General features: G+C 66.9%; 14 protein-coding genes. 7 read left to right on the top strand and 7 right to left on the bottom strand.

Annotation, left to right across the window (positions count from 1 at the left end; translation table 11 throughout):
• Positions 1–19: 19 nt before the first annotated feature.
• A complete protein-coding gene (locus ABIB26_RS15810) occupies positions 20–1222 on the bottom strand; it encodes a site-2 protease family protein (RefSeq protein WP_354245052.1) in 1203 nt (400 codons plus the stop codon).
• A complete protein-coding gene (locus tag ABIB26_RS15805; RefSeq protein ID WP_354245049.1) occupies positions 1219–1962 on the bottom strand; it encodes an HAD family hydrolase in 744 nt (247 codons plus the stop codon). The genes ABIB26_RS15810 and ABIB26_RS15805 overlap by 4 nt, the downstream gene beginning before the upstream one ends.
• A gap of 164 nt (positions 1963–2126) precedes the next feature.
• On the opposite strand from ABIB26_RS15805, the gene ABIB26_RS15800 reads away from it, so the two are divergent.
• A complete protein-coding gene (locus tag ABIB26_RS15800; RefSeq protein WP_354245047.1) occupies positions 2127–3032 on the top strand; it encodes a PAC2 family protein in 906 nt (301 codons plus the stop codon).
• Positions 3033–3087: 55 nt separating this feature from the next.
• Here the strand turns inward: ABIB26_RS15800 and mshC are convergent, their stop codons facing one another.
• Both mshC and ABIB26_RS15790 read right to left on the bottom strand, forming a co-directional pair.
• On the bottom strand, positions 3088–4368 hold the full coding sequence (mshC, locus tag ABIB26_RS15795; RefSeq protein WP_354245044.1) for a cysteine--1-D-myo-inosityl 2-amino-2-deoxy-alpha-D-glucopyranoside ligase: 1281 nt from the start codon (positions 4366–4368) through the stop codon (positions 3088–3090).
• 15 nt (positions 4369–4383) lie between these two features.
• The gene (locus ABIB26_RS15790) at positions 4384–5217 is read right to left on the bottom strand and encodes an undecaprenyl-diphosphate phosphatase (protein WP_354245041.1); all 834 of its coding nucleotides are present in this window, start codon (positions 5215–5217) and stop codon (positions 4384–4386) included.
• 52 nt (positions 5218–5269) lie between these two features.
• On the opposite strand from ABIB26_RS15790, the gene ABIB26_RS15785 reads away from it, so the two are divergent.
• A complete protein-coding gene (locus ABIB26_RS15785; RefSeq protein ID WP_354245038.1) occupies positions 5270–6205 on the top strand; it encodes an aldo/keto reductase in 936 nt (311 codons plus the stop codon).
• A 43-nt stretch (positions 6206–6248) separates the two neighbouring features.
• Here ABIB26_RS15785 and ABIB26_RS15780 read toward each other — a convergent pair whose 3' ends face one another.
• A complete protein-coding gene (locus ABIB26_RS15780; protein WP_354245035.1) occupies positions 6249–6515 on the bottom strand; it encodes a hypothetical protein in 267 nt (88 codons plus the stop codon).
• Between the two features lie 39 nt (positions 6516–6554).
• Between ABIB26_RS15780 and ABIB26_RS15775 the strand changes: the two genes are divergently transcribed.
• Positions 6555–6788, top strand: a complete 234-nt coding sequence (locus tag ABIB26_RS15775) for a DUF5703 family protein (protein ID WP_354245032.1) — start codon at positions 6555–6557, stop codon at positions 6786–6788.
• Between the two features lie 919 nt (positions 6789–7707).
• Entirely contained in the window at positions 7708–10344 is a 2637-nt protein-coding gene (locus ABIB26_RS15770; RefSeq protein WP_354245029.1) for a bifunctional lysylphosphatidylglycerol flippase/synthetase MprF, read from the top strand.
• A 216-nt stretch (positions 10345–10560) separates the two neighbouring features.
• Here the strand turns inward: ABIB26_RS15770 and ABIB26_RS15765 are convergent, their stop codons facing one another.
• Positions 10561–11895 carry an alpha/beta hydrolase gene (locus tag ABIB26_RS15765; RefSeq protein WP_354245026.1) on the bottom strand — a complete coding sequence of 445 codons (1335 nt, stop codon included), beginning with the start codon at positions 11893–11895 and terminating at the stop codon, positions 10561–10563.
• Positions 11896–12666: 771 nt separating this feature from the next.
• Between ABIB26_RS15765 and ABIB26_RS15760 the strand changes: the two genes are divergently transcribed.
• A complete protein-coding gene (locus ABIB26_RS15760; RefSeq protein WP_354245023.1) occupies positions 12667–13605 on the top strand; it encodes an alkaline phosphatase family protein in 939 nt (312 codons plus the stop codon).
• Between the two features lie 186 nt (positions 13606–13791).
• Here the strand turns inward: ABIB26_RS15760 and ABIB26_RS15755 are convergent, their stop codons facing one another.
• Entirely contained in the window at positions 13792–14982 is a 1191-nt protein-coding gene (locus tag ABIB26_RS15755) for a sensor histidine kinase (RefSeq protein ID WP_354245020.1), read from the bottom strand.
• A 303-nt stretch (positions 14983–15285) separates the two neighbouring features.
• Here ABIB26_RS15755 and ABIB26_RS15750 point away from each other — a divergent pair, with 303 nt between their 5' ends.
• Both ABIB26_RS15750 and ABIB26_RS15745 read left to right on the top strand, forming a co-directional pair.
• A complete protein-coding gene (locus ABIB26_RS15750; protein ID WP_354245017.1) occupies positions 15286–15801 on the top strand; it encodes a hypothetical protein in 516 nt (171 codons plus the stop codon).
• Positions 15789–16490 carry an ABC transporter ATP-binding protein gene (locus ABIB26_RS15745; RefSeq protein ID WP_354245014.1) on the top strand — a complete coding sequence of 234 codons (702 nt, stop codon included), beginning with the start codon at positions 15789–15791 and terminating at the stop codon, positions 16488–16490. Before ABIB26_RS15750 ends, ABIB26_RS15745 begins: the two co-directional genes overlap by 13 nt.
• The last annotated feature ends 109 nt before the right edge of the window (positions 16491–16599 follow it).

Raw genomic sequence — 16599 nt, 5'->3', positions numbered from 1 at the left:
TCACGGCCGGCAGGTAACTCTACCCGTTCCGGCCGTAGATCCGTCCGCGGCCCCGGGGATTCTTGCCGGTGATGGCGTCCAGGACGGTTGATTGCCGGAGCAGCCCGGTGACGGTTCCGTCCCCGTTGACGACGGCGTACTCCTGGCCGTCGAGCTGGGCCAGGTACTCGATCAGCTCCTGGCCTTTTGACCATTCGGGAACATAGGCCCCGACGCCGAGGGCGTACGAGACGGCCGTGAGCGGCGTGGTGGCCGCGGCTGCGGGCGGCACCGTGGCGACAGCGCCGGCGTCGACCACCGCCACGGGGCGGCCGTCCTGGGCGCACAGCACGACGGCGGGCGCTGCGCCCGGGGCGGAGTCCCGTGCCAGGTCCTGCAGCTGCGCGACCGTGGCGGTTTCGGGAAGTCCGACGGCGGGCTCGGCGAGGGCGCGCGCGTCCACGAGATGCAGCCGCCCGCGCAGACGCGCCTGCTGGATCGACGCGGTGGCGCCCATCCAGAGGAAACTGCCCACAAGGACCGTGATGAGCATGAGCGAAATGTCCGGGCGCTCACCGCCGAGCAAGGGCAGGGCGACGAACCACACCACGAGTGCGATCACGATGATCCTGCCGGCCCAGCCGGCTGCCACGGTGCCCTTCTCCTGGCTGCCGGTCGCCTTCCACACGGCGGATTCGACCAGCCGGCCACCGTCCAGCGGAAGTCCGGGCAGGACGTTGAAGATGCCGATCAGCAGGTTGGCCCAGACAAAGATGTTGGCCAGGATGCCCGCTACGCCGCTGAGGTTTCCGCTGGTGAGCAGCACCCAGCCGCCCGCGGCCAGGACGAAGTTGGCGGCGGGTCCGGCCAGAGCCACCAGGACAGACCGCCCCGGCGAGGCCGTGAAACTCTCGAACTGGGTGTGGCCGCCCCACAGATTGAGGACGATCTTCTCGGTGGGCCAATGAAAGATCTTGGCGGTCAGGGCATGCGCAAGTTCGTGCACCAGCACCGAGATCAGCAACAGCACGGCGTAGGCAAAGGCCACGAAGAAGGCGGCGACGCCCAGATCGGGATTGTTGCGCTGGAGCACTGGCCCGTAGACGATCACGGTGAAGGCGCCGATGATGAACCAGGAGTAGGCAAGAACCACGGGGATACCGGCGATCCGGCCCAGCGGGATCCCGTCCTTGCGCGTATCCGCGGCCTTTCCCGGCTGTCCCTGGGTCTCGGTGTCCGTCATTGGGCCAGGCTCCCGGCGGCGCGTTCCAGCCCGAACGTCGCGTCCGGAAACTCGAGGCGGAGCGCCACGAGCTCTTCGAGGTCGGACACGGTGCGCCCCGCCAGGGTGTCCCAGATAGCGTGGCGGGGATCAGGCGGGAGCGGGACAATGTGCGGAATCGCCACGGTCAGGACACCGGAGGCCACCGCCGCGGCTACTCCGGGTGCCGAGTCCTCGAGCGCCACGCAGTGCTGCAGGCCGAGCTCCGGATCTGCCTCCTGGAGGAGTTCGACGGCCTTCAGGTAGGCCTCGGGGTGGGGCTTCCCCTGCGTGACGGTGTCCCCCGTGACAAGGAATTCGAAGTAGGGCTTCGGCAGGCTGGCCACGATTTCGCGGGCCAGCGGGGCCTCGGACATAGTCACGAGGGCACAGCGGACGCCCGCGGTGTGGAGCTCATCGAGCAGTTCCCGGGCCCCCGGCCGCCAGGGCACCGAGGTACGGACCCGGCTGATGACGTGCTCCGTGAGGGTGTCGATGATTTCGCGGCGCTCCAGCTTGACGCCGGCCTCCTGCAGGATCCCGGCGGAGAACATGAGGGACTGGCCCACGAGCTGCGTGGCCTTCTCATGTGACCAGTGCCCGCCGTGGGCGGCGACGAGGGTGTGTTCGGCTTCAATCCAGTACGGCTCGGTGTCGACAATGGTGCCGTCCATGTCCCATAGCGCGGCTTTGAGAAGGGGCTGGGAAGCTGAGGATCGCATGCCCTCAAGTCTACGGTGCGGCGTTGTTTCGCCGCCCGGTACTACGCCCACGGCGAATACCAGGTACCGCGTGGCCCGCTCCGGAGCCGGCTTCACCCGCCGGAGCAAGATTTCCGGCGCTTCATTCCATGCGTGTGCCGGGTCCTTGGACGTAGGGTGAGGAAATGAATAGCTTCGAGGCAGACACCACAGAAGCGGGCGGCGTGCCGGAGCCGGAGCGGCTTCTGCAGCCGGTGCCCGAGGGCCAGCGCATCACGGTGATGCTTGCCGCCTTTGAAGGCTGGAACGACGCCGGCGAGGCTGCAAGCGATGCCCTGCGGTACCTGAACAAGTTGTGGGGCGGCAAGAAGGTCGGTTCGATCGACGCCGATGAGTATTACGACTTCCAGTTCACCCGGCCCACCATCCGCCGGACCTCCTCCGGCGACCGGAAGATCAAGTGGCCCTCCACCCGGATCTTCAAGGCCAGCGTTGCGGACTCCAAGGTGGACGTCATCTTCGTCCAGGGCACGGAGCCGTCCTACAAGTGGCGTGCCTACACCGCCGAACTGCTAGTCCATGCGGAGGCGCTCCATGTGGACTACGTGATCCTGGTGGGTGCCCTGCTCGCTGACGTGCCGCACAGCCGGCCGATCCCGGTGAGCGCATCCACGGACGACAGCGCCCTGCGCGAACGGATGGAGCTGGAGGCCTCGCAGTACGAGGGGCCGGTAGGGATCGTCGGGGTGCTGGCCGAGGTGGCGCTGCTGGCCGGGTTGCCCACGGTCTCCCTCTGGGCCGCCGTGCCGCACTACGTGGCCCAGGCGCCTTCGCCCAAGGCCCAGCTGGCTCTGCTGCACCGGATTGAGGAGCTGCTGCAGGTTCCGCTGGACACCACGGAGCTCGTCGAGGAGTCGGACGCGTGGGAGCGCGGCGTCGACGAGCTCGCCACCGAGGACCCTGAGATTGCGGCTTACGTCCGCCAGCTGGAGGAAGCGAAGGATACCGCCGACCTCCCTGAGGCGAGCGGCGAGTCGATCGCGCGGGAGTTCGAGCGCTACCTCAAGCGCCGCGGCAAGGACAAGCCCTAAGCGGAGCCCGGCGGTCAGCCGGCCCGGCGGTCAGCCGGCCCGGCGGCTCAGGCGGTCAGAGGTCGACGCCGAGGAGCGCGTCGACGGCGTCGCTCACCAGCGCAGCGTCGCCGGCAGCTCGCTTACCGGCACCCTTCACGGCGGCCTGGGCCCATTCGTCCACGGCGTTGAGTGCCCCGGGGGCGTTCAGGTCGTTGGACAGTTCGGCGCGCATGCGGGCCACGAGCGCGGCGGCCGAGCCCTCGGGGGCCACGGCAAGGGCCTCACGCCAGGTGCGGAGCCGGTCCTTGGCCTCGGCGAATCCGGCACCGGTCCAGGACCAGTCCGTGCGGTAGTGGTGCGCCAGGATGGCCAGGCGGATCGCGGCCGGGTCCTCTCCGTCGGCGCGGAGCCGGGAGACCAGCACGAGGTTTCCCTTGGATTTGCTCATCTTTTCGCCGTCGAGGCCCACCATGCCGGCATGGGCGAAGTGCCGTGCCAGCGGCACCCCGGCCAGGGAGTAGGCGTGGCCGGCACCCATCTCGTGGTGGGGGAAGATCAGGTCCGAGCCGCCGCCCTGCACCGTGAACGGTGCGGGCAGGTACTTCTGGGCGATGACGGTGCATTCGATGTGCCAGCCGGGACGTCCCTCCCCCAGCGCGCCGCCGGGCCAGCGCGGTTCGCCCGGGCGGGCCACCCGCCAGAGCAGCGGGTCCAGTGCCTGGCGCTTGCCGGCACGGCCGGGATCGCCGCCGCGCTCGGCGAAGAGCTCAAGCATCTGGGCGTCGGACAGGCCGGAGATGGCACCCAGCGTCCATGCGTCTTGGGTTTCCGGGGCGTGCTTGCCGGCGGCTTCGACGTCGTAGTAGACGTCTCCGTCGGGCTCGCCGTCGCCGCCGGCCACCCGGTACGCCAGGCCCCGCTCCACGAGCCGTTCGATCGCGGGAACAATCATCGGAATCGCTTCGACGGCGCCCACGTAGTGGTCCGGAGCGAGCACGTTGAGGGCTGCCATGTCTGTCTGGAAGAGTTCGATCTGGCTCGCGGCCAGCTCGCGCCAGTCCACGCCTGTCGCCGTCGCACGCTCCAGCAGCGGGTCGTCGACGTCGGTCACGTTCTGGACGTAGGAGACCTGCTGCCCGCCGTCGCGCCAGGCGCGGTTCAGCAGGTCAAAGGCCACGTAGCTGGCGGCGTGGCCCATATGGGTGGCGTCATACGGGGTGATCCCGCAGACATACATCGACTGTTCACCGGTGGCCGCCAAGGTGGCCATGCCGCCTTTGGCGGTGTCGAAAAGGCGGAGGGCAGGCATGCGGCCGGGGAGCTGGGGAACAGGGCGGGAGGTCCAGGATTTCACAGACCAAGCCTAGTGCTAGGCGCTGATGACATTGAAACCGAGCAGCAGATACAGCGCCAGGCCCAGGAAGATCCGGTACCAGACGAACACGCGGTAGCTGCGGGTCGAGACGTACTTCAGGAACCAGCCGATGATGACGTAGCCCACCACCAGGGCGATGACGGTGGCGAGGGCGGTTTCCGGGAGGCCGTAAGGGCCCGTGATGCCCTCCTTGGAGAGGACCTTGTAGAGCTGGTACAGCCCGCTGCCGAATACGGCGGGGATGGCCAGCAGGAAGGAGTAGCGGGCCGCGGCCTCCCGGGTGTAGCCCATCAGCAGGCCGGCGGTGATGGTTCCGCCGGAGCGGGAGACACCGGGGATCAGCGCCATGGCCTGGGCGAGCCCATAGTAGAGACCGTGTTTATAGGTGAGCTGCGTGAGGTCGCGGTCCTGGCGCCCGACGGCGTCCGCCACGGCCAGGAACAGGCCGAAGACGATCAAGGTGGTGGCAACGATCCAGAGGCTGCGGAGCACGGACTCGATCTGGTCCTGGAACAGCAGGCCCAGGACGATGATCGGCAGGCTGCCCAGGATCACCAGCCAGCCCATCCGTGCGTCCGGGTCCTGCCGCGAGACCTTGCCGCGGAGCGATCCGAACCAGGCTTTCACGATCCGCACGATGTCGCGCCAGAAGTACACGATCACGGCGGTTTCCGTGCCCAGCTGGGTGATGGCGGTGAACGCCGCGCCGGGATCGGCTGCACTTGGCAGGAAGGAGCCGACAATCCGCAGGTGGGCGCTGGAAGAAATCGGGAGGAATTCCGTCAGGCCTTGCACAAGGCCCAGCAGGGCCGCTTCAAACCAGTTCACGTTTATAGACCCTACGTCATGAACCATTCCGAATCCCCGTAAGCTTGCTGACATGCAGCAGCGTTATGTCGGCAACAGTGGGTTGCGCGTGTCCGCCCTCTCCCTTGGCACTATGTCCTGGGCCCGGGAGACCGATGAGCAGGATGCCTCCGGGCTGCTCCGCACGTTCGTGGACGCGGGCGGCACGCTGATCGACACGGCCGCTTCCTACGCCGGCGGCCAGGCCGAGGCCATGCTGGGCGCCATGCTGGGCGATGTGGTGGCCAGGTCGGAAGTGGTCATATCCACGAAGGCAGGACTTTCGACGTCGGACGAGCGGCGTAGCGTTGACACCTCCCGGAATGCGATGCTCTCCGGTCTGGACGCGAGCCTTGCCAGGCTCGGCACCGACTACGTGGACATCTGGTTTGCCCAGGCCTGGGATCCCAACGTCCCGCTTGAGGAAACCCTGTCCGCGCTTGAGTTTGCCCTCCGCTCCGGCCGGGCCCGGTACGCAGGCGTCTCCAACTTCAATGGCTGGCAGACGGCAAAGGCAGCCGCGGTGGCGGGCTTCCCGCTCATCGCAAACCAGTCCGAGTACTCCCTCGTGCACCGAACCCCGGAGGCCGAGCTGATTCCGGCCGTCGAGGACGCGGGACTCGGTCTGTTGGCGTGGGGGCCGGTGGGCCGCGGGGTGCTGACCGGAAAGTACCGCGGGCACATCCCGGCGGATTCGCGGGCGGCGCATTCGCGGCTGGCCAGCTACGTGGAACCGTACCTCGAGGGTGCCGCATCCAGCGTGGTGGAAGCCGTGGCGATGGCGGCGAAGGGACTGGGCCGGACGGCCCTGGATGTCTCCCTCGGCTGGCTGCTGTCACAGAACGGAGTTGCCGCCGCCATCGTGGGCGCACGGACCCCCGTGCAGCTCAAGGAACTGCTGGATGCGACGCTGGCACCGCTGCCGCCGGAGATTGCCCAGGCGCTGGAAGACGTGTCCAGCCCGGCCTGAGCAGACACTTCCGATCCGGCCGGGGTCAGTCCGCGTCAGCCGGTCAGTCCGCGAGGATCTCGAGGTCTTCCTCGTCGTCGACGTCTTCCTCATCGTCCTCTTCGCCGTCGTCGTCGATCACCTCAAGCGGAGTAACTTCGCCATACGCTTCATAGAGTGAATCGTCGTAGACTTCGAAGGCGTCAGCAACGGCAAAAAACGCCGCCTCGACCGCGGGGTCCCCGTCGCCCCGGCGCGCCGCAGCGGCGACCATGTGTTCTTCCAGGGCGGCGGTCAGGGACTGAAGCGCGACACGCGGATCGATGCTCATGACTTCACGTTAGCCGGAAAAGGACGAAAATGGAGAGCAATGAAGGAACATTTTCTGAGCAGCTCGGTCCGGCGGGAGCGGGACTACCTGAAGCAGTACGAGTACCTCGTACTGACCGTCAGTCCTGAGGATTCCCTGTCCGAGGCCCGGCGCCGCCTCGTGGAGCATTCCGAGTACGGCAAGTGGGAACTGGAGCGCAGCGTCCTCTATCTGGGCGGCGGACGGCGCTTCTGGCTCCGCCGCAAGGTCATCCAGGTCCAGCGGACCGTGTGACTGAGATTCCCGCAGTCCGCAGACTCTGTGTGCATCGCCTTTCTTGGACATAAACCGTCTTCGACAATAAGTGCGTCCGCGCTGGCGACCCCGCTTAGCCGGACTACGCGGCCGCACACTCAAGGCTCCGCCGTCAGTGCCATTCTGAGCGCCAGGTGAGGTCCGGATGCCGAGGGTTCGGGTCGCTTTGAGGACAGCTTCACCCGAGTATCCCGTCCGGCGAAGCTTGGGTGGGAGGAATCCGGGGCCGGTAGCCACTTCTGGCGACGCCTGGACCAGCCGGGCAGCGCCTCTACGGCCGATCACCCAGTAAATGTTCATGGTCCTCCCAGTCGGCAGTTGGAGCATGAAGGCATGTACTTGGTCGATGCAAGAGCCTACGAGCACCGGTCCCCGCACTTTAGCATCTGGTTCCGAACGATGATCCGTCGGCATCTGATCCCCGGGGACCCTCACCCCACATACTCCCGCTTCGATCATCTCGACGGCCTGCCAGGACCAACCGGGAGCACTTACAGGAAGCGCATTGCCAGCGGACTGGAACAGGCTTGGCGGGACGGCGAAATCTCCTATCGGGACGCCTGCCATGGGATGGAAGAACTTGACGGGGAACCATGAAAACAGCTGATCGGCTGCTCATCGCCAGCGTTCGACTGGCGTGTCCGCTGCTGAAATTAGCATCTCGGGGTGCACTACCTCCGCGACGTGATCGGTTCCGTTCTCATCAGCAGTGCAGCCGTCCTTGAACCAGGTGATGGTGTGGAACAATTTCCTTGCACCCACGGTCTCCGCTGTGAATCGGATGCACGGGCTCGACGCCAGGGCTTCAGAACGGTGGTGAGCCAGTGGACCGGACACCCCGCCGGAATGTCCAAGGGTGCTCATTGACGCCGACCGCGCTGAAAGGATTCCCGTGCCAGTGCTGCCGCAGCATCACGTAAGCGCGGCATCTTCCGGCACCAGGCCCTTATGGCAGGAAATTCTGCGCGGCGCACCGCTCACCGTGGGCTTTGTCCTGGCCTTCTGGGCTGCGGGGGCACTGTCCTCCAGCCTCTTCTCCGGTCCTACCGGGGCCCTGCGGCCCCACGTGGCAGCGACCGCGCACTCCCTGCCCGGAAACTGGTGGGCTCTGCTGACGTGCGCGCTCTGGGCACAGAACCTGGGAGGGTACGTCCTGGGCACGGCTCTGGTCCTCGCCGTCGGCATGCCCCTGGAACGTCGGATGGGAAGCCTGAAGTTCGCAGCAGCTGCCCTGGCTTCTCATGTTCTGGGCATCGGCGCTGCCCTGGCCTTGCTGGCCGCGGCACGGCAGACGATGGGGAGCTGGGCCCAGGAAATGAGCGGGCATCTGTTCCTGGGTCCCAGTGCCCTTACCGCCGGGGTGGCGATGGCGGGGACCGCCATGATGCCTACCCTGTGGCGGCGCCGGGTCCGCCTGGTCGTGTTCGCCTTACTGGTACTCCTGGCCCTCTACAGCGGGGGGTTCGCGGACCTTGTCCGGCTCGGCGCCGCAGGCACCGGCGCCCTCCTGGGGCCACTCCTGTTGGGCCGGCCTCCCCGGTTCCGGCGCCCCGTGAGCTCCAGACATGAAGGCCGCGTCCTGATCGCGCTCCTGGTGGCGGTTTCGGCCGCCGGCCCGGTCGTGGCCGGCCTTGTCCCGCACGCAGCCGGACCTTTATCGGTCCTGCGCTTCCTGTTCACCAACATCCAGCCCGTGGACCCGCAGACCCTCCAGAGCCTGTGCACCGACCCGGGGCAGGCCAAGGACTGTGCCGCCGCCCAACTGCAGCTGCGCGCCGGGGCCGGCGGGATCTTCATGGCAATCCTTCCATCGTTTCTGCTGCTGCTGCTTGCCGACGGTCTTCGCCGCGGGCGCCGCTTCGCTTGGGCCGGCGCCGTGCTGATCCAGCTGGCTCTGTCCTTGCTGGCCGGCATCACCATTGCCGGAGTTCTTCAGAGAGCAGCACCGGACACCGCGGCCGTCGAGGGGATCGGCACCATCGAAGCACCGGGGTACCCCCATCCGTTCAGCCTGGTATTGCCGCTGCTGCTGCCCGTCGTCCTGAGCATTGTGTTGCTGATAACCCGGCGACTCTTCCTTGTGGCGGCCCCGCCGGGGACCTACACCCGGCTCGCGTTACAGATTTTTCTCGTCGGAGCGGCCCTCGGGGCGTTCTACCTGCTTGCGGGACTTGCTCTCGCCGGCGACTTCACGCCCGTTCCCGGACCCGCCGAACTGCTGGCAGACATTCCGGACAGGTTCCTGCCACTGGGATACATGCTGGACGTGTCCCCGGCGTTCTTCCCCCAAAGCACCGCGGCGGTTCTGCTCTACGAAGGCATCGGCGTCATCTTCTGGGCTGCCACCGCCGGTCTGGTCCTGAACACTTTCCTCCGCGCGGCCCCGATCCAGCACAACGCCGGCGCCGCACGCGCCCGGGAAATACTGAAAACACGGCAAGGGAGCTCGTTGTCGTGGATGACGACCTGGCCCGGGAACAGCTACTGGTTCTCCTCCACGGGCGAGAGCTTCATCGCCTACCGTGTTGTCGGGGGGATCGCCCTCACCCTGGGCGTCCCGGTCGGACCCGGACCCCAGACCAAAGCCACCTTCGCGGACTTCACCCGGTTCTGCACCGGGGAAGGATGGACACCGTGCTTCTATTCCGTCCCCCAGGACCTGCGGGACCACGCCGCGTCACTGGGCTGGGGGTCCGTGCAGGTGGCACAGGAGACGATCCTGCCGCTGGAATCGATGTCCTTCAGGGGAAAGAAATTCCAGGACATCCGCACCGCCATGAACAACGCGGCCAAAGCCGGCATACGCGCCGAATGGACGACATACGCCACCGCACCCTTCTCCGTCCTGGCCCAGATCCAGGAGCTCTCCGAAGAATGGGTGGCCGACAAAAAGTTGCCCGAAATGGGGTTCACCCTCGGCAGCCTGGACGAACTCAACGACCCAGACGTCCGCTTGCTGCTCGCCATCGACGGGCATCAAAGGGTCCACGCCGTCCTGTCCTGGCTGCCCGTCTACCGCAACGGAATAATTGAGGGCTGGACCCTGGATTACATGCGGCGCCGCAGCACCGGATTCCGTGCCGGCATCGAATTCCTCATCGCCTCCGCCGCGCTCAGCCTCAAGGACGAAGGATGTGGATTCATCAGCCTCTCCGGCGCGCCCTTGGCCCGGGTGAACACCGACTCACCGCACCTGCCCGCACCTTCAGACCCGCAGGCCGCCGGCGGCCTGGACCGGCTGCTCGACTGGCTCGGCGCAACCCTGGAACCCGTGTACGGGTTCAGGTCCCTGCTGGCGTTCAAGGCAAAATTCCAGCCCCACTACGAACCTCTCTACATGCTCTACCCCGACGCGGCGTCGCTGCCCGCCATCGGAAACGCCGTCACCCGGGCCTACCTCCCCACCATCAGCCTCGGAGAAAGCCTGGCACTGGCCCGCCGGATCCTCCGCCGCCCCAAACGCTCCCAACCCGCCGGCGGCCGCAACCCAACGCACGTCCCCGGCCCAAAGCACGGCGACGGGCCCAAGGGATGAACGTCCGGGCGGCAGTAACTCCGGGCAAAACGGCCAGAGCGGACCCGCAGTACGGCCATCAGCAGGAGGGCCTCCGCCCTCGCCGCACCGGCCCTTGAAGGGTGCCAAAATCCCGCCGGGCAGAGACCGGAGAAACCCATGTCCGCCGCCCGGCTGGGTCCTCTGCCAGTCCTCGGGGCCCTCGGCGTGTCCTGCGGCGGCGATGGGGGACACTGCTCAGGGCGGGGCGAGGCCGAACCTTTGGTACAGCAACGGGAGCCCGGATTTGAGGCCATAGTCAACTGCGTCCCCGCGGTGCCCGACCCCGTCGCCGACGAACCGGCGGGTGGTCATACCGGCGGTCTTCGCGTCCGCCTCGGCCGTGGCGCCCTGCGGCCCGTACTTCGAGTCTAGGGCGCCGCTGGTGAAAATGGCGAGATTGTCGGAGTATTTGTGTGCTTTGAGGATGGTGGCAGGTTTCTCCGCGGTGAACGCGGCTTTGTTCCCTCCGAAAACGGTCTTGACCGTGTTGTCCACTGAGCCGACCAGCGGGTCCAGTTCCCCCGAGATGTCGAGCAGCGAGCCGAAGAGCTCCGGCCTCTTGGCCGCGAAGGACAGGGCGCATTCGCCGCCGTTGGAGTACCCGGCCACGGCCCACTGGGTCCGGCCAGACGCCACGTTGAAATTCTTGCGGATGTAGTTGACGACGTCGGTGGTGACGTAGGTGTAGACCTTGCCTTTCGCCGAATCCACGCAGACCGGATTCCGGTAGGGATCGCCCAACTGGTCGACGGTGAGCACGATCGGTGCCAGTCCGTGGTTTCGCTGCGCCAGGGCATCCAGCTCCCGAACGGCGGATTTGCTCTGTTCGGGGCCTCCCGGCTGGCCCATCATCATGATGATGACCGGCAGCGCCGGCGGATTGTCCACCAGTGCCGCGGGCGGCAGATACAGATAGGCGTCGCGGGCGTGGAATCCAGAGGCGTCCGCCGGTATCGTGACTGTCCCGCTCCGTCCGGCAGCGGGGATCCCCGCCGGGGGCTTCCAGCTTTGCCACAACGCGGCCCCACCCTGCGTCTGCTGCGCCGGGTTGAGTTTGGGAAGGGCCAGATGTTGTGTCTGGTTCATGCCCAGCATGGCTCCCAACGTCGGGTTCAGGCCGTACCCTGCGTTGATCCCCAGGGCCGCCGTCACAATGAACACCAGACCGGCGACAATGGCAGCCGCCTTCCGCCACCAGCGTGACCGCCACAGGTTCACGGCGGCAAGACCGACGCCGGAGAACGCAAAGATCACCCAGGCGCGGGTGTCCGCGTCCAGTGGGAGACCGAAGACGTTCAGCATAACTTCGCAGATGAACAGTGTGACGGCGCCTGTCAGGGCGCCGCCGGCCACGGCCGCGGTGGCGGTGATGATCCACGTCCGAGGTCCCGGCTCCGTGGTCCCGCGGCGCATCGGACGCGGCAACCGCACGGGGCGTATCAGTAGGTAGAGGGCTGCCATGGCGCAGAGGGCATAGAGGGCGTACAGCAGTGACTTTTCGACGATGTTGAGGTTGAAAAGCTGCTCCACCCCGCCTCCTTCTGTTTGGCATTGGCCCGTGCCGGCCGTCCAGCTCGGGCGCCGATCCACGGCGGCCGCCGCCAGCGGCTACTAAGGCTTTTTATAGCACGGCAGCCATCAGAGAAGCTGGGAAATTGGGCCAACACGGCAATGACGACGGCGCCCTTCCCGCCACCGGCGAAGCAAAACCCGCGAACCGCCCATCGGCAGCGTCGCCGGTCCTCCCCCTCCCGGCAACGGCGTTAGCTGCCGGACCGTCGCGGTCCTGGCCGGTGTCCTGATGTTCCTGACCATGGTCGGACCCTGCAGCCGACGCAAAATCCCCACTCCTGCGGCCATGACAACGCTGATACCTGGTGCAGCGCTGCAGGGTGCTGCGGCACAATCCTTCCGCTGGTGCCCGGGATGGAATCACTTCCAGGAAATGGGCGTTCACAGGGTCTCCGCAGGGAACTGCGGAACACTACTAATCGAGGTGTGGAACTGTGGTGGCATCTGGGTGCCAGATCCATAAGCGTCTCGCCAGAGAGAAAGCCGGAATCGATGAGCCGGAATGTCGCAAAATTCGTAGGCCTGAACCGTGCGGCGCGATCCGCGTGGCTGATTCTTGCCATGGTCCTTGCCGTGGCGGCCACGGCCTGTGAGCCCACGCCGCCAGGGGGCGGACCATCACCAACCACGAGCGCCACAACGGGTAGGTCAGGCACCCCCACCGCCACGCCCTCCAAAACCCCCTCTCCACAATCGACAGTGGCGTCGGGGAAACCCGGGCATGTCTTCGTGATCAATCTGGAGAACAAGGGTTACGACAAGGTCTGGGGCGGCGGCTCGGCTGCTCCCTTTTTGTCGAAGACCCTGCGCGCGCAGGGCGTGCTGCTCTCCCGATATTACGGGACTGCCCACAACTCCCACCCGGACTACCTGGCCCAGATTTCCGGGCAGGCCTCGAACGAGATGACCCGCAAGGATTGCCCGACCTATGCCGCGTTCAAGCAGACCGGCACGTCCGCGCCGGGCCAGGTGCAGGGTACCGGGTGCGTGTATCCGTCCTCGGTACCCACTCTTGCCGGCCAGCTCAGCGCGGCCGGCAGGACCTGGAAAGGTTACATGGAGGACATGGGGACCCCCTGCCGGCATCCCGAGCTCGGCGCCAGGGACGATCACCAAAGCGCCCAGGTCGGCGACCAGTACGCGACCCGCCACAATCCGTTCGTTTACTTCGAGTCGATCACATCGTCCCCGGACTGCCAGCAGAACGTTGTCGACTTCACACATTTGGCTGAGGACCTGAAGTCCGCGGACACGACTCCCAACCTCTCTTACATCTCGCCCAACTTGTGCAATGACGGGCATGACAACCCCTGCGTCGACGGCAGCCCAGGTGGCCTGGAAAGTGCCGACAGCTGGTTGCAGCAGCAGGTCCCGGCCATCTTGGACTCCCCGGCCTTCAAGCAGGACGGCGTGCTGGTCATCACCTTCGACGAATCCGAAGGCAACACGTCCGGCCCGGCCGGGGTTCCCGGCGGGACCGCGGGCGGACGGGTCGGGGCGCTGGTGCTTTCGCCGTTCACCAAGGGCGGCACGACGTCGGACAGGACGTACAACCACTTCAGCCTGCTGGCCAGCATCGAAGACATCTTTTCCCTGCCCCGCCTCGGATACGCCGGGGCGCCCGGTCAGAACAGCTTCGGCCCGGACGTCTTCAACAGCAAGCCCTGACCCGGCGCCTGCGGTTGCCGCTTCGGGTGCAGGTGGCTTGTCCCGCGACGGCCGCGCCACGGGTCGTTGACCTGGCGACTATTGGACGATGCGTGCGCAACGGCTGGGGCGGGGAACGAATCCGATCGTCCAAACAAGGACCGTGCCGCGGGCATGGTTGGTCCGATATCGCCATCAGGCGGTTGATCAGGGGGCGTCGGGTGCCTTTTGCCGCGGCAGCAGAAGGGTGAACTGTGTCTCCGGGCTTCTCCTTGACAGCAGGAGCCGGCCGCCGAGGTCTTCTGCCATCTGGCGAGCCAGGGCGAGGCCGACACCCGTGCCGCCGTCACCCGACGTTCCGCGGAGGAAGATGTCCTCGTCCGGCGCGTTGCCTCCGCTGTCTGCCACGTCGATCGCCACGGCCCGTTCCAGTGCCCGGACTTCCAACCGTACGGTACCGGAACCGTGCTGGAGGGCGTTGTCGAGGAGCACGTCAAGGATCTGCTCCACGGCTCTGGGTGCGACAGCCAACGGCGCCACGTCCTCCGCGAGGCTTACCCGCAAGGGCCGGGCGCGGGCGGCCAGCGGCCCGTGCCACAGGGAGGCGATTCCGTCCACGAGCGCTGCGAGGTCCACCTCCGGCGACGCGGGCACTGGTCCCCGCGTCAGTGTCATCACATCCGCGATGGTGGATTCGAGTTTGTCGGCGCTGCCGATCGCCTGCCGGGCTGCGGCGCGCAGATCGGCGGTCGGATCCGACAGCGCGTGTTCGAGAGTCGCCCGCAGCCCCGTCAGCGGGGTGCGGAGCTGATGCGAGACGTTCGCGGCGAGACGTTGTTCCCGTGTCACCAGCTCTCCCAGGCTGGCCGCCGCAGCGTTCAGGGCCGAGCCGGCCCGGTCCACCTCGAGCACCCCGGTGTGCGGCAATTGCAGGTCAAACTCGCCGTGGCCGAGGCGTACGGATGCCTCCGCCAGCTGCTCCATGGGGCGGCTGATCTGGCGTGCGAGTTTCCGGGCCAGGAGCCAGGCGACGGCGACGGCCAGCAGGCCAGCGGCCAGCAGGGCAGCCCAGCCAATGCCGACCCGCTGCCACACGCGGGCCGCCGGGCTGGCTGCCCGGAGTGCGCCGGTCGTTTTTTCGCCGGCCGCAACGGGCACGACGGCGACCAGCCATTCCTGGCTGTCGTGACCGGCCGGCAGGCCCAGGGCAGGGGCGGTTGCGGCGTCCGCTCTAGCAGGGCCCGCCCCCGCAACGAGCTGCCCGGCGGTGTTGTAGAGCCCCAGCTCAGTTTCCGGGGCCGCGGAGGGAATCTCGGGCATGTCCCGGCCCGAGAAGGCCGGGTCCACCACGAGAGCGGCGTTCAGCGCCTCGCGTTCAAGGTCTGACTGTTCCTGCACCAAAAAAGAGGTTGAGCACCGCCACCGCGAGCGGAACGAGGAAGAGCAGCACGGCCAGGGCCGCGCTGGCCACCGCCACTCCGATGATCCGGCGCCTCACAATCACCTCCGAGGGATAGCTGATTTTGCCAAGCCCTAACCTGCGGCTGGCCGGGAGCTAACTGTCGCCTCAGTACGCTGAAAACAACAGCAACACCGGAGTGGAGGGCCCCATGAAATTTCATCCTACTGCCGTTGTGCTGGCGGTGTCCCTGACCGTACTGACGGGCCTGTCCGCCTGCTCCGCGCCCCAGGCACCCGCCGGTGCCGCTTCCGGGCCGGTCAGCGCCGCGGTCCCGGAAACCACCCCCCCCCCCAGGCGACATTCCGGACAACCAGGCCTATGTCACTGCGGCAGGGCCGTCCGGCAGCTACCGGCTCGAGGTTCCCGAAGGCTGGGCGGAGACCCGCACCGAATCCTCTATCAGTTACACCGACAAACTCAACAGCATCACCGTCGACGAGGCGCAGGCCACGGCGGCCCCGACCATTAAGTCCGTCACCGCCAACGATTTGCCCCAGCTGCAGAAAACCACGCCGAGCATGGCGCTGGGGGATGTCACCGAGTTCAGCCTCCCTGGCGGGAAGGGCTTACGAATCCGGTATCAGGCGGACTCGGGCCCGGACCCGGTGACGCAAAAGGTCAGGCGCCAGGCGGTTGAACGGTATTTGTTCTGGAAGAATGGAACAGTTGCCGCATTGACCCTGGCCGGGCCGAAGGACGCGGACAACGCGGATCCGTGGTCCAAGGTGAGCGGATCGTTCCGATGGCTCCGGTAGGGCCCGGGCCCGGTCCCCTGCTGGACGCCGATGAACTGTACCGCTTCTACCGCAACGGCGAGGAAGAAGTACTGGCCCTGCGCGGTGTCAGCCTCAGCGTCGCCGCGGGCGAAGTCGTGGCCGTAGTCGGACCGTCCGGATCCGGGAAATCAACCCTTCTGGGCTGTCTGGCCGGGCTCGATGAACCGGCCGGGGGCACGGTGCGGATTTTGGGGCAACGCATGAATGCCCGGACGGAGGCCGAACGTGCGGCCCTGCGGGCCCGGCACGTGGGCATCCTCTTCCAGTCCGAGAATCTGTTCACTCACCTGACCGTGGCACAAAACGTTGCGCTGGTTCAACGTCTTGCCGGGAAACAGTCGAATGGACCCGGTGAGGTCCTCGAATCCGTGGGCCTCAGCACCCGCGCCAGGGCGTATCCGTCACAGCTTTCCGGCGGTGAGACCTCCCGCGCCGGACTCGCGGTGGCGTTGGCCAACGAGCCGGAGCTGTTGCTGGCTGATGAACCCACCGGTGAATTGGACTCGGAGGCCGGGCTCCGGCTCGTGCAGTTGCTCCGCCGTCAGGCAGATTCCGGTTGCGGGATCCTGATCGTTACCCATAGCCCCGACGCCGTGGCCGCCGCCGACCGCGTGGTGTTCTTGGCGGACGGCCGGGTCCAGGAACCGCCACGGAAGGAAGCATCATGAACATTGGCCGCGTACAGTCCAGTCCGTCAGGCGCGGATTCTGCGGAAACCGCATCCGCGCCGCTGGTCCGCTGTCATCAGGCGTGACTCACGTTCGGTTCGGGGGCGAA

The sequence above is a fragment of the Arthrobacter sp. UYEF20 genome (genome assembly GCF_040546335.1).
GTDB lineage: Bacteria > Actinomycetota > Actinomycetes > Actinomycetales > Micrococcaceae > Arthrobacter.
Note: the sequence above shows the minus strand (reverse complement) of the source record. Positions and strands in the feature narration are given on the sequence as shown.

Bases quoted from the DNA above. Each gene is read 5' to 3' on its own strand.
- ABIB26_RS15745 (WP_354245014.1), top strand. From the start codon at position 15,789: ATGGCTCCGGTAGGGCCCGGGCCCGGTCCCCTGCTGGACGCCGATGAA.
- ABIB26_RS15780 (WP_354245035.1), bottom strand. From the start codon at position 6,515: ATGAGCATCGATCCGCGTGTCGCGCTTCAGTCCCTGACCGCCGCCCTG.
- ABIB26_RS15785 (WP_354245038.1), top strand. From the start codon at position 5,270: ATGCAGCAGCGTTATGTCGGCAACAGTGGGTTGCGCGTGTCCGCCCTC.
- ABIB26_RS15805 (WP_354245049.1), bottom strand. From the start codon at position 1,962: ATGCGATCCTCAGCTTCCCAGCCCCTTCTCAAAGCCGCGCTATGGGAC.
- ABIB26_RS15775 (WP_354245032.1), top strand. From the start codon at position 6,555: ATGAAGGAACATTTTCTGAGCAGCTCGGTCCGGCGGGAGCGGGACTAC.
- ABIB26_RS15800 (WP_354245047.1), top strand. From the start codon at position 2,127: ATGAATAGCTTCGAGGCAGACACCACAGAAGCGGGCGGCGTGCCGGAG.
- ABIB26_RS15810 (WP_354245052.1), bottom strand. From the start codon at position 1,222: ATGACGGACACCGAGACCCAGGGACAGCCGGGAAAGGCCGCGGATACG.